Source organism: Sporosarcina sp. E16_3, assembly GCF_017347125.1.
In the GTDB taxonomy this organism is placed as follows: domain Bacteria; phylum Bacillota; class Bacilli; order Bacillales_A; family Planococcaceae; genus Sporosarcina.
In genome coordinates this window covers 58,497-71,655 of the sequence record NZ_JADPRX010000008.1, presented here as the reverse complement: position 1 = coordinate 71,655, position 13,159 = coordinate 58,497, and the positions used below count along the sequence as shown (strand labels likewise).

General features: G+C 41.7%; 13 protein-coding genes. 9 read left to right on the top strand and 4 right to left on the bottom strand.

Annotated elements, in window-relative coordinates; all coding sequences use genetic code 11:
- Nucleotides 1–59: 59 nt before the first annotated feature.
- The 4 genes from mecA to I2483_RS07395 all read left to right on the top strand — a co-directional run bounded on the left by mecA (nucleotide 60) and on the right by I2483_RS07395 (nucleotide 5,282).
- Entirely contained in the window at nucleotides 60–722 is a 663-nt protein-coding gene (gene mecA / locus I2483_RS07410) for an adaptor protein MecA (protein ID WP_207174919.1), read from the top strand.
- A gap of 97 nt (nucleotides 723–819) precedes the next feature.
- On the top strand, nucleotides 820–1,965 hold the full coding sequence (locus tag I2483_RS07405; protein WP_207174972.1) for a competence protein CoiA family protein: 1,146 nt from the start codon (nucleotides 820–822) through the stop codon (nucleotides 1,963–1,965).
- A gap of 54 nt (nucleotides 1,966–2,019) precedes the next feature.
- The gene (gene pepF / locus I2483_RS07400) at nucleotides 2,020–3,837 is read left to right on the top strand and encodes an oligoendopeptidase F (RefSeq protein WP_207174970.1); all 1,818 of its coding nucleotides are present in this window, start codon (nucleotides 2,020–2,022) and stop codon (nucleotides 3,835–3,837) included.
- A gap of 527 nt (nucleotides 3,838–4,364) precedes the next feature.
- Nucleotides 4,365–5,282, top strand: a complete 918-nt coding sequence (locus I2483_RS07395) for a nuclease-related domain-containing protein (RefSeq protein ID WP_207174917.1) — start codon at nucleotides 4,365–4,367, stop codon at nucleotides 5,280–5,282.
- Nucleotides 5,283–5,987: 705 nt separating this feature from the next.
- Here the strand turns inward: I2483_RS07395 and I2483_RS07390 are convergent.
- From I2483_RS07390 to I2483_RS07380, 3 genes are all read right to left on the bottom strand, one after another.
- On the bottom strand, nucleotides 5,988–6,794 hold the full coding sequence (locus I2483_RS07390) for a DsbA family protein (RefSeq protein ID WP_186669305.1): 807 nt from the start codon (nucleotides 6,792–6,794) through the stop codon (nucleotides 5,988–5,990).
- Nucleotides 6,791–7,183, bottom strand: coding sequence for a globin domain-containing protein (locus tag I2483_RS07385; RefSeq protein WP_067211850.1), 393 nt, complete (start codon nucleotides 7,181–7,183; stop codon nucleotides 6,791–6,793). Before I2483_RS07385 ends, I2483_RS07390 begins: the two co-directional genes overlap by 4 nt.
- A gap of 105 nt (nucleotides 7,184–7,288) precedes the next feature.
- Complete coding sequence (locus I2483_RS07380) at nucleotides 7,289–7,981, bottom strand: lytic transglycosylase domain-containing protein (RefSeq protein WP_481886323.1); 693 nt, start codon at nucleotides 7,979–7,981, stop codon at nucleotides 7,289–7,291.
- Between the two features lie 153 nt (nucleotides 7,982–8,134).
- Between I2483_RS07380 and I2483_RS07375 the strand changes: the two genes are divergently transcribed.
- Genes I2483_RS07375 through I2483_RS07360 form a run of 4 tightly spaced genes read left to right on the top strand, consistent with a single transcriptional unit; the run spans nucleotide 8,135 to nucleotide 10,946 of the window.
- On the top strand, nucleotides 8,135–8,524 hold the full coding sequence (locus I2483_RS07375; RefSeq protein WP_186669308.1) for a UPF0738 family protein: 390 nt from the start codon (nucleotides 8,135–8,137) through the stop codon (nucleotides 8,522–8,524).
- 19 nt (nucleotides 8,525–8,543) lie between these two features.
- Nucleotides 8,544–9,218 carry a GTP diphosphokinase gene (yjbM, locus tag I2483_RS07370; RefSeq protein ID WP_207174915.1) on the top strand — a complete coding sequence of 225 codons (675 nt, stop codon included), beginning with the start codon at nucleotides 8,544–8,546 and terminating at the stop codon, nucleotides 9,216–9,218.
- A complete protein-coding gene (locus I2483_RS07365) occupies nucleotides 9,218–10,018 on the top strand; it encodes an NAD kinase (protein ID WP_207174966.1) in 801 nt (266 codons plus the stop codon). The genes yjbM and I2483_RS07365 overlap by 1 nt, the downstream gene beginning before the upstream one ends.
- On the top strand, nucleotides 9,990–10,946 hold the full coding sequence (locus I2483_RS07360; RefSeq protein WP_207174913.1) for an RluA family pseudouridine synthase: 957 nt from the start codon (nucleotides 9,990–9,992) through the stop codon (nucleotides 10,944–10,946). Before I2483_RS07365 ends, I2483_RS07360 begins: the two co-directional genes overlap by 29 nt.
- Here the strand turns inward: I2483_RS07360 and prpE are convergent.
- Nucleotides 10,930–11,670 (bottom strand): bis(5'-nucleosyl)-tetraphosphatase PrpE, encoded by a 741-nt coding sequence (gene prpE / locus I2483_RS07355; RefSeq protein ID WP_207174911.1) that lies wholly within the window; start codon nucleotides 11,668–11,670, stop codon nucleotides 10,930–10,932. The two genes, I2483_RS07360 and prpE, sit on opposite strands and share 17 nt — an antisense overlap.
- Nucleotides 11,671–11,769: 99 nt before the next feature.
- On the opposite strand from prpE, the gene mgtE reads away from it, so the two are divergent.
- Complete coding sequence (gene mgtE / locus I2483_RS07350) at nucleotides 11,770–13,137, top strand: magnesium transporter (RefSeq protein ID WP_186669646.1); 1,368 nt, start codon at nucleotides 11,770–11,772, stop codon at nucleotides 13,135–13,137.
- The last annotated feature ends 22 nt before the right edge of the window (nucleotides 13,138–13,159 follow it).

Below are 13,159 nucleotides of genomic sequence, written 5' to 3'. Positions count from 1 at the left end.
TTTTCACACATTGAAGGGAACCGGACAAATCCTGTTCCATAGGAAGGGAGAGAAAAGGGATGGAAATAGAGCGTATTAATGAAAATACAGTTAAGTTTTTTCTTTCATATATTGATATTGAAGAGCGTGGCTTTACCCGTGAGGAAGTTTGGTATAATCGCGACAAGAGCGAGGAACTCTTCTGGGAGATGATGGACGAAGTCAGTGATGAGTCTGAGTTCGAAGTCGAAGGACCATTGTGGATTCAAGTACATGCGATGAGCGGTGGCATTGAAGTGACAGTCACGCGTGCACAAATGTCTGACGATGGCGAGCCACTGGAATCACCGTTTACTAGTGATGATCCAAGAAAGTTGTTCCAGCATGGCAAAATGTATGATCATGATGATGATGATACTATGCAAGGTATAGGGGATCCAGCATTTGAATGGCTTGACAATATGTTTATCTTTTCCGAATTTGATGATCTTATTCCGTTAGCGGGGAAGACGAAAGAGTATGAAGTAAATACATCTTTATATTCGTTTGAAAATAACTATTATTTACATTTGTTATATGACGACGAAGTAATGGATGATTCTCGTAAGACAGATTTGTTCAGTGTACTTTCGGAATTCGGCGGACCGTCAAACATGACGATTCATCGACTGGAGGAGTATGGCAAACTTATTATCGATGCAGATGTATTCTCGACAATTCATCAATACTTCGGGGCTAAATAAAAGACAATGGAAACAGTTATCTTAACTGATAGCTGTTTTTTTACTTGCTTTACTGACTGAATATTTGTATTATTAAACAAGGAAGGAGTAGAATAGTATTCTTACAGCAAAAACAGAGCAAGGAAAACTTATTGTACTTACACCAGAGTTAGAAAGAGAACGCTTGCGCAAATGGCGGAAGTTAAGATTGTTCTTTTGCCCCCTATGTAACTTTCGGGTCCAGTTGAAAGTTGGAGATATTACAATCCCGCATTTTGCACATTTGAAGGATTCTGCCTGTCTGACTTTATTCTCAGAAGGTGAATCACAGAGCCATCTTCTAGGAAAGCAACAATTGTATGCTTTTTTTCAAAAACATGCTGAGCTTGTCGACCTTGAACCATTTTTGAAATTGGTATCTCAGCGTCCTGATATCCTTGTAACGACACAATCTGAGTCGATACCCATCGAATTTCAGTGCAGTTCGATACCCGTTGCTGACATCGAGTCTAGATCCGCCGGTTATCGTAGTATAGGAATGAAACCCATCTGGATTTTGCAAACCCCAGCAAAGTTTAGTACATTACCTGTAGGTGTCGGTACATTCCATTTTTCAAGATTCCACGAAAGCTTTTTGACGTATACATCCCCTGAAGGCTATTTATTACTCACATATAACCCCAAAACAGAACGATTCCATTATTACACCAGTCTTATCCATGTCGCCGGGAAGCGTTATATCGGCATCCATCGTACATTGCCATTAGCGATGCAAGTATTCCCTTTTGCTCAGCCTAAAACCCCATCAGAGCTAGAAATCCATCGTTATGTAGCCCTATATTTATCCATGCGTAATCAATTTGTTCAATCCCGTGTTTTATTGAATAAAAGGGGGGTGAAAGATCCTTTTTTAAGAATGTGTTATGAACTGCGCGTGATACCAGCGAATCTGCCAAAATGGATTGGATTGCCTGTCCTTTTCAGTGAGTCATTCCGCGAGCATGACTGTGAATGGCAATTAGCATTCCTTTATTATTTGAGAAGAAATGGGATTAGTTTTAGAACTGTATCCAGCAGTCAGGTTAGAAAATATGTCTCTCGGTTAGAAGAACCATCGGAAGAAAAGGTTAAAGCATGCATAGCATACCGTGATTTCCTTGTTTCTGCGAGTGTGGATTCCTGTCAAAATGGAACAGTTATTGACGAAGAAAAAATAATTCAACTAATTACAGAAAGATTACTTGCAAAGCGTTATGAAAATTGAGAAAATGGGGTTGGTTCGCTTCCCGAAGTAATGGGAGAAGGGGGATAATTGATGATGGCCGAAACTAAGAATAAAGTATTGACGCGTGATGAAGTAAAGGTAGAGGAGACTTGGCGTCTCGAAGACATCTTCGCAACTGATGAAGCTTGGGAAAAAGAATTCGCTGAAGTTGAGGAATTCTCCGGCAAAGCAGATTCTTACAAAGGGACACTCTCGGGTGGCGGGGATGCACTTTACACTGCGTTGGCATACCGTGACGCACTCTCTGAAAGACTGCGCAGGCTTTACACGTATGCGCACTTAAAGACTGACCAGGATACGACAAATAGCTTCTATCAGGCGATGGATAGCCGTGTGAAATCACTTTATGTGAAAGTAGCAACTGCGTTATCATTCTTCTTACCTGAGCTTCTGTCTATCGATGAAGTAGAATTGGACAAGCTGGTTACTGAACATGAAGGACTGGCTCTTTATAAGCAAGAATTTGAAGAAATCAACACGCAGCGACCACATGTACTGCCTGCTGAACAAGAAGCTTTGCTAGCACAACTGTCAGAAGTGACGGGTAGCTCTTCAGAAACTTTCAGTATGCTGAATAATGCCGATTTGACTTTCCCAATGGTGAAAGATGAAAAAGGGGAAGAAGTCGAATTATCACATGGCCGCTACGTAGGATTTTTGGAAAGTGATGATTCGCGTGTTCGTGAGGACGCATTCAAAGCGATGTATTCGAAGTACAGCGAATTTCAAAACACATTTGCCTCGACACTTTCAGGTAATGTAAAAGGTGATAACGTCAATGCCCGCATTCGCAATTATTCATCTGCACGTGAGGCGGCGATGGCGAATAATCATATCCCGGAACAGGTTTATGAAAATCTTGTTTCGACAATCAATAAAAACGTTCACTTGTTGCAGCGCTATGTTGCGCTTCGCAAAAAAGTGTTTGGGCTAGAAGAACTTCATATGTGGGATCTGTATGCACCACTTGTAAAAGATGCAAATATGGAAATTCCATATGACGAAGCTACCAAAACGATGCTAGACAGTTTCCACCCACTTGGTGAAGAGTATGTATCAATCGTTAAAGAGGGACTTGAGAATCGCTGGGTAGACGTTCGGGAGAACAAAGGGAAACGCTCTGGAGCTTACTCTTCGGGCTCTTATGGAACAAATCCATATGTCTTAATGAACTGGCAAGATAACGTCAGTAACTTATTCACACTCGCGCACGAATTCGGCCATAGTGTCCATAGTTATTATTCACGTAAAAATCAGCCCTTCGTCTATAGCGGTTATTCTATTTTCGTAGCAGAAGTTGCGTCGACAGTGAACGAAGCGCTTTTGAATGATCATTTATTGAAAACGATTGATGATGAACAGAAACGAATTTACTTGCTAAACTACTGGCTTGACGGCTTCCGTGGTACTGTTTTCCGTCAGACGATGTTCGCTGAGTTCGAACACCTTATTCATCAGCTTGATCAGCAAGGTGTTGCATTGACAGCTGAAAAACTGACGGAAGAGTATTATGCACTTAATAAGAAATACTTCGGCGAAGATCTTGTTGTCGACGAGGAAATTGGCGTGGAATGGGCAAGAATTCCTCATTTCTACTATAATTATTATGTTTATCAGTATGCGACGGGTTATAGTGCCGCAGTCGCGCTGAGCAATCAAATCTTGACAGAAGGAGAGCCGGCTGTTGAACGCTATGTAAATAACTTCTTGAAAGCCGGTTCTTCCGATTATCCAATCGAGGTTCTAAAAAAAGCAGGTGTCGACATGACAAGTGCCGCCCCAATCGAAGAAGCATGCCGCGTCTTCGAAGAAAAGTTGAACGAGCTTGAATCACTTCTCTTGAAAAAATAAAGTGAATTGATTTTGTGAAAAGCCCTATCCGCCACATTTATGGTTGCGATAGGGCTTTTTCGTATATGCATATTGCTATATAGATATAAAGGAAGGCGTATCGGTAAAATCATCATTGTGACAGTCTTGTGAAAAACATTGTGAATTCTTGATGCTACTATTATTTTGTGATAAGGTAAGGATGTGAAATAAATCACATACCAAACATACACCCCTTTTGTTTGAACGTGAACATTTCTCCCATTCCCTTTGAATAAGAGCATTCCCTCCCCCCCAGGAGCGAATGCTCTTTTCTTTTGGTTAATAAGGTACAGCGACGGGTAGATTGTCATGGACAGTTTGAATATTTATGACAAAATATCTATTATATGAATTATGATAAAAAGTGGATTTACGGCGTACTATTGCCATATCAACGAGCATCTCGTATAATTAATTAGAATTGTCAGTTATACTTGCGAGGGGTGAATAAAATACTAATTCCCATTAAAAGGAGTACCCCTGCTCTGCTCAAAGGAATACCACGTTTGATTGCCCGCATACCCCCTGATCATTGGAAAGTTCAGCATTTAAAAGAACAACTTTACCGGATTGGTGCAGGCTATTCAGGAGAGTGTAACGTCGATTCATACATCGAAAGTACTCGATTTCCAGAAAGTACCCAAGTGTTTACTGATCTTCAATTACGCGTTTCCCCTAAGTTAACATTTCAGATAGACACTTTGATTATCACAGAACGGTATGTCTTAATCGTCGAAGTGAAAAATATTAAAGGCACAATTCGATTTGTCCAAAATCCTCCACATCTCGAACAAATGCTAGAAACTGGTGATGAAGCAGTCATCGATTGTCCAGTTTATCAAGTTGAATCGAATAAATTGAATTTAGATGAATGGTTCCTACAGCGAGGTATTGATCTGAAAACACTTGGATTAGTTGTTCTCGCAAATCCAAACACAAAAGTGAAAGATGTGCCCGAAGGTTTTCCTATTATCTATAAGAAGCAAATTGCTTACTATTTACAAAGTTTTAGACCGTTCGAAAAGGTTCTTTCGTCTGCCCAAATTAATGAGATTTCAAGGGAAATAGATAAAGAACAACAGGAATTTAACCCTTTTCCATTATGTTCTTATTTTCAAATTGACCATCAAAATTTGCGGACAGGATTTATATGTCATTATTGTAATCAGCTGCTTCAACGAAAGAGTTTGAGGACATGGCGCTGTAGTGGTTGCGAAAAAAACATCAAAAATCCATACGAAAATGGTATCAATGATTGGTTTATGCTAGTGAAGAATTCCATTACGAACGAAGAATGCCGTAAGTTTTTAGACTTGAAAGATTCCAATGCAGCACGGTATGTATTGTCTTCGTCGTTACTTGTGAAGAAGGGGAAGTCTACCGGGACATTTTACATTAAAGGTATTAAGAAAACCCATTATTGATAGTTAGAAAAAAGTCTTTCTACTTTAGAGAGACTTTTTTCTTATGAGGCATATTGTTGCTATGGTGAACAGGGCATGGTCTAAGAAAGTCATGTCGCGGCCGAATAAAGTCATGGCCCGCTGTTGACTTCATGGCAAGAAGACAGCTAGTTATGGCGTGGCCGAATAAAGTCATGGCCCGCTGTTGACTTCATGGCAAGGAGACGGTAAGTCATGGCGTGGCCGAATAAAGTCATGGCCTGTCGTTGATTTCATGGCGAGGAGACAGTTAGTCATGGCGCGGCTGAATAAAGTCATGGCCTGTCGTCGACTTCATGGCAAGGAGACGGATAGTCATGGCCCGGCCGGATAAAGTCATGACCCGCGGTTGACTTCATGGCGAGGAGACAGTTAGTCATGGCCCGGAGTTGACTTCATTGCAAAGAGACGGTTAGTCATGACCCGCGGGTGACTTCATGGCGAAGAGACAGTTAGTCATGGCGCGGCCGAATAAAGTCATGGCCCGCGGGTGACTTCATGGCAAAGAGACGGTTAGTCATGGCGCTGCGTAATAAAGTCATGGCCCGTCGTCGACTTCATGACAAGGAGACAGCTAGTCATGGCGTGGCCGAATAAAGTCATGGCCCTTGCCAATTAATCATCCACCCAACAAAAAAAGCCACCCCATTGCCTGGTATCAGCAGGTAATGAAGCAACTCTTTTAATTCATATCAACTTTTTACGCCACAATGTCATGTCCTGGAAATGAATCCGTTCAACATGCTGTTGAAGAAGGCGTTTTTTGAGTTCGCGTTCTGCGGACTTTTCGGAGATGTTATAGATACTAGCAATCTCTGTTGTGGAAAGTGTATCGAAACGTTGGAACAAATCGTCAAGGAGAGGAGGGATGTCCGGCAGAATCGGTCCGCCGACCAACTCCTCTAAAATTTGTACGTAGACATCGTAGTCGTATATGCCACTTACTTTTAATCCTTCATCTTCAATGTTTTCATTGAAAAAGACGAAAGTAGGTGCTTTGTCGACTTCCATTTCTTTTGCCATGTACAAATCGACTTGTAAAGAGCGCAAGACGTTTTTGGAAGAAAAGTCTCGGATGAATTCGTCTACATCAAGATTTAGTTTTTTTGCGATTTCGACGAGTACGGAAAAAGACGATACATTCCTAGACTTCAAAAATGAATATTCAAGCATTTTTGATAAAAATCGAAACCCAGCGCGTTTGCCTTGAAACTCTGCAGTTTTAACAGCAATACTCGGAAACGCTGGATGTGTTTGTTCACAAGCTAGCTCATCCGCATCATTATGCAGACATTGAAGATTCATCTTAGGTAATGATGTGCGCAGTGCAATGCGCAGTGTGAAATAACGATCATATTCAACTTGTAATTTTCGGAGTAAAGGCGGGAGCGACAAACAATCTCCGCATAAGGGATCGATGAAAACATATAGTTCGATTGGCCTTATGCATGTAGAAGGAATGACTGGGTTCTCCAGTAATGTTTGTCGATTCACGTCTTTTCCTCCCCAGCCCTGTTCACCATATGATTGGCGGTCAAGACGAGGCGCTTATAATAGATATCACGTATATTTCCTTCAAGTTCGACTTCGTCCATTGCTTCTGCCATGCATGCTAGCCATGCTTCCGCTTGAACTGGAGTAATCGGGAATGGCATATGACGAGCTTTCATCATCGGATGACCATGTTCTTCAGTATATAAATTGGGACCGCCTAAATATTGTGTTTGAAATTGCTTTTGTTTGCGTACTGTTTCTGTCAGGTCATCCGGGAAAATCGGGTATAGGTCCGGATGTACGGCCACTTTTGCGTAAAATAGGTCGATGAGTTCCGACAACTTTGTTGCACCGATCTCCTCATAAGGGATCAAAGGTTTTCGCATCATTATCTCATTCTCCTTTGCTCTGACTGTATTAATATTCTATCAACCCTACACTCTTTTCACAAATAAATCGCATTGTTAGTGAAGCGGAAGTCTAGATTATCAATCTTATGCATTGAAATAGCCGAGCACTTTTTTTACGTATTGCTGTGTCTCTTTGAAAGGTGGAACCCCGTCATGTTTTTTTACGTTTCCGGGACCGGCATTATAGGCAGCCAGTGCAAGTTCAATATTACCGCCAAATTGATTTAGCATTTGTCTTAAGTATTTGGCTCCGCCCATCACGTTCTGGACTGGGTCGAAACTATCTTTGACGCCTAGGAACTTCGCTGTTCCGGGCATCAGCTGCATAAGACCTTGTGCACCTGCGTGGCTAACAACGCGATTGTTGAAGTTCGATTCTTGTTTGATAACGGCTGAAATCAGTTTATCGGGCAAGTTATATTTGTTTGCAGCTTGGTTGATAATATCGCGATAGCTGTCCTTGCCAATGGATGTATTTTTGATGGGAACAGCTGAATTTTGTTGCGTCGCGGAAAGGATCCCACTGAGAGAAGAAGGTTCAAATACACTGTTTTTTCCGTCATAGCGCAAGGTCTCTACATTAGTTAGATTATCGAGTAGTGTAGATGAATCGGAAGATAAGGAATCTGTTACGGATGTACTACCTAACATCTCCTCTAACAGTGTGTTAAAAACGGATGGAGATGTGCTATTTTGTTCAGTTTGTGTTTGAACAGCTCCGAGAGTCTGCAGTGTATTTATTTCCATTAATGTACGAATTGTGCGCGTATCCATCATGATCTATCCCTTCTAACGTTAAGCTGCGGGCTTGCGAAATAATAACTTAACTTTAGTATACCAATTATTGTGTGTAAACGCATTTTCTAGACTGCAAGGCCGCGCAGCATATGATAGAATAAACGTAATGACGCATGAAGGGAAGAAGAAATTGTGAACATTAAAAATCGAATTGATAGTGGATTTCGAAATGATGAACAAATCCTCTTTTTAGTAGCAGAACAAGCAGAAAAGCCTCGTGGTATCCCATCTGGAAAGATGATTACAGATTCAGACAACTTGTCGTTTGTCTATCTTTTAGAAGTAGATGAAGGGTACGAGCACCTTCATTTAACACAGGCAGTATGGCCGCTTATGGTCGATGTATTAGCAACGAATTTAGATCCGGTTCTTTCGTGGAAGGATGAACTAATTTCGCTTCCTGGATTCAAAGATGAGCTGACAATGCTTATTTATAATATTGAGGGTAATGATAATTATGGGGAAGCATTCTCCTCGGCGGTGGAGCAAGCATTCAGCTCGATACTTCAACATATGGAATAACTAGCTGGGAGGGGTCCGAATGAGGCAGTGGAGTCAATTTCTTGAACCTTATAAACAAGCGGTAGATGAACTGAAAGTGAAATTGAAAGGCTTGCGAGCCCAGTATGAATTGGAAGATGTACATACGCCTGTTGAATTTGTGACAGGCAGGGTTAAGCCGCTCGCCAGTATCTATGACAAGACACTTGAAAAGGGGATTCCGTTCGAACCGTCGGCTGAACTTGCTGCCGAACTGCCTGATATTGCGGGTCTTCGTCTGATGTGCCAGTTTGTCGATGATATTAGTACTGTCGTAGAAACATTACGGCAGCGGAAGGACCTCGAAGTGATTGAAGAGCGCGATTATATTGCACATAATAAACCAAGTGGATACAGGTCTTACCATTTAATTATCAAATACCCTGTTCAGACGATTCATGGGGAGAAGACAATTTTCGCTGAGATTCAAATCCGTACGTTAGCAATGAATTTCTGGGCGTCAATTGAACACTCATTGAATTATAAATATGATGGCGAAATGCCAGATGAAATCAGGCATCGTTTAGAACGTGCAGCAGAAGCCGCCTTCCAGCTAGATGAAGAAATGTCGCAGATTCGTAATGAAATTCAGGATGCGCAACAATATTTCAGTGCATTCAAGGAAACAGCGACAAGACGCTATGGTGAGACGAATGGGAAAGGAGGAGAGAAATGATGAAATTTGCAATCCAGACAAGAAACGATGCGTTGTCGAATAAGCTTATGGATGAAGCGAAAGAATATTTGACAGATTTCGGGCTTGTTTTCGATGAAGAAGAACCCGATATTGTTTTGTCAATTGGGGGAGATGGTACATTACTCCACGCCTTTCATAAATATAAATACCGCTTGAAAGACACCGCATTTGTTGGAATCCATACAGGCCATCTAGGATTCTACGCAGACTGGAAGCCGGCTGAAATTGAGAAGCTTGTCATTTCTATTGCTCGGAAAGAATTCGAAGTTTTCGAATACCCGCTTCTTGATGTCAAGATTAACTACCGAAATGAGAAGGATAGTGCCCTATACCTTGCACTGAACGAGTCGACGGTGAAATCTCCTGATGTGACACTCGTCATGGATGTTGAGCTAAATGGTAATCATTTTGAACGTTTCCGTGGCGATGGGTTGTGTATGTCAACGCCTTCCGGGTCAACTGCATACAATAAGGCACTGGGCGGAGCAATTATCCATCCTTCTTTACCATCCATGCAATTGACAGAAATGGCGTCTATTAACAACAGGGTATTCCGTACAGTTGGTGCGCCGCTAGTGCTACCCGCGCATCATAAATGTGTACTAACACCTGTAAAAGGACCAGATTTCATGGTAACAGTCGACCATTTGCAACTTCTTCATAAAGATGTGAAGTCAATTGAATACCAAGTGTCAAAGGAGAAAGTACGTTTCGGAAGGTTCAGGCCGTTTCCGTTTTGGAGACGTGTGCATGATTCATTCATTGACAGCGATGTCTAAGGGGGATCAGTTGGATCGCAGATTTCGTCTCGTATTTAAAGTGGATGAAGGTGGCATACTGCTACGCGAATACTTGCACGCAAAAGGGATATCGAAAAGAACGCTAACTGCAACTAAATACGATGGTGGAGATATCCGTGTGAATGGCTTTGAACGTAATGTACGATATCCATTACAAGTTGGCGACGAAGTACTCATTATTTTCCCACCGGAAGAACCAAGCCCAGGTTTACTTCCAGAGATTGGTGATTTAACAATCGTTTATGAGGATGAGGCGCTAATCATTGTTAATAAACCTGCTGGACAAAGTACGATACCGTCGCGCGACCATCCTGTCGGCACGATAGCGAATGCCGTTGCCGGAAAATTTGCTAAGGAACGACTTCCGGCAACAGTTCACGTCGTCACACGCCTCGATAAGGATACATCGGGTTTGATTTGTATTGCAAAAAACCGGCATATTCATCACCTGCTTAGTGAACAGATGACAAATTCCGGTTTCAATCGACAGTATGTCGCACTGGTTGAAGGACATGTGGAAAAGGACCAAATCAGTATTGTGCAACCAATTGGCAGAAAAGACGGTAGCATTATCGAGCGAATCGTGCGTGAAGACGGCCAATTCGCTCGAACTGAGGTAGAAGTACTGGGCCGTACGGATATAAAAGGTCATCCGTTAACAAAAATTGCACTAACCCTTTATACAGGCAGGACGCATCAAATACGTGTCCATATGAGGTGGGCAGGCCATCCGTTACATGGTGATGATTTATATGGCGGTTCCCATGGGCTGATTGGTCGGCAGGCTTTACACTGTGAGATGATTGGGTTTACGCATCCGCTTACAGGTGGGAAAGTTGAATTTAGATGCGCTATTCCGCTAGATATGAAGCGCCTAACCAACACGGAAATCAATCAAACGCAGTAAATTTCTCTGGTACAAATGGCTGTTGGGAAGGTACTGATACAATTTCCATTTCAGGGTAGCGTAGCGCTGTAAGTTTACCGCCGAATACGCATCCTGTATCAATATTTGCGGTGTTATTTACAAAACGTGCTTCCTTTACAGGCGTATGACCATAGACTATGAAGGGAGCCCCTTTATAGTGTTTAGCCCAATCACGCCTTAGGGGTCTGCCATCGGGTAATTTTTTACCCGTGATATCACCATAGAGAACGAATACCCGTATCTTTTCAGAATAGGGTGCAGCAATCATTTCTTCACGGATACCAGCGTGTGCAATGATGAGATTACCATCATTAAGGGTATGGTATAACGGTAGCGCTTCGTAAAACTGACGGTATCTGGCCAAGAAGCGTTTACGCGCATCACTTGATAATGCATCAAGTTCAGCTATTGTCGTTTCAAGACCATGTGTGGGCTGAACCTGGTTACCCTTAGCAAATCGATATAATTTATTGCAATGATTTCCCGGGGAATAATAGAGTAAGTGCTCATCTTGGACGTTGAAAAGTAGATTTAACATCTTAATCGAATGGGGCCCTCTATCCATCGTATCACCGACAAATACAAGATTTCTGCCATCAGGATGTAAGGGAATACCTGTATCCATCAGGTATCCTAATTTGTCAATCAAATGCATGAATTCATCGTAACAACCGTGAATATCACCGACAATATCGAACTTCATATTTTCATCACCCTTTTTCACAATATGTATTCGTATAGAATACCCTTAATCACATTAATAATCCACGGTAGAAATAGAAAGGAAGGTGTAGCTGTGAGCATAATAGATGAGCATAAAGAAGAAGTTGTTTTCGATGAAGAGAAGCTGAAAGAGACTTTAATCCAGCACGACATAAAATCCTTCCGAGATGAATATCTACGCCTTCATCCATATGACCGAGCGATATTTTACGAGAAAATAGAACCGGAGCTTCGTGGGATTATCTACCAATACTTATCGCCAAAAGAACTTGCGGAAATATTTGAGACTAGTGAAATCAGCGATGATGAATATAAACAGTTCCTTCAGGAGATGGACACGACGTATGCAGCAGACATGATATCGTTTATGTTTGTCGATAACGCGGTAGATGTCCTGAATGAACTTGACAAATCACAAGTTGTCAGCTATTTGACACTCATGAATAAAGAAGCCGCTGCTGAGATCAAAGCCTTACTTCATTATGAGGAGTATACGGCAGGGTCAATCATGACAACGGAATATGTTACAATTCCACAGAATTCGACAGTTCGTTCTGCCATGACAATTTTGCGCAATGAAGCACCGAAAGCAGAAACAATTTATTATATATTTGTCGTTGACGACAATAATCGTCTAACAGGCGTTATATCGCTACGCGATTTGATCATTGCACATGAAGATACGTTGATTAGTTCAATTATGAGTGAACGAGTCGTAAGCGTTCTCGTTTCAGAAGATCAAGAAGACGTTGCAAAAATGATCAAGGACTATAATTTCCTTGCCGTCCCGGTCGTCGACTTCCAACAGCATATACTTGGTATTATTACAGTCGACGATATTATCGATGTACTCGATGAAGAAGCATCAGATGACTACTCCAAACTTGCCGGGGTTTCCAGTATGGATACATTTGATAAAAACTCTTTCTCAGCTATGAAAAAAAGACTTCCCTGGTTGCTTATTCTATTAGTGCTCGGAATGCTTACTGCTAATTTGATAGATTTGTTCACAGAAACAATTTCAAAAGTGGCACTTCTAGCCGCGTTCATTCCCCTAATTGCGGGTACTGCAGGGAATAGCGGAACGCAAGCGCTTGCGGTCGCGGTGCGCGGTATTGCGACAGGTGATGTAGAGGACGAAAGTAAATTTAAGTTGCTTATCCGGGAAGCTGGAACAGGATTGATGACAGGATTTATCTGTGCACTATTTGTAGTTGGGCTTATTTACGTTTGGAAAAATGAATTTATTATTGGACTTTTAGTGGGGGCAGCGATTTTTGTCTCGATTTTTGTCGCAACGATTTCAGGATCATTCATTCCTTTGCTTATGCATAAGTTGAAAATCGATCCTGCAGTTGCATCCGGTCCTTTTATCACAACATTAAATGACGTTATTAGTGTTATTATTTATCTTGGCCTTGCAACGGTTTTCATCAGTGATCTTTAGATCATTGGTGTGAACCGTTTTT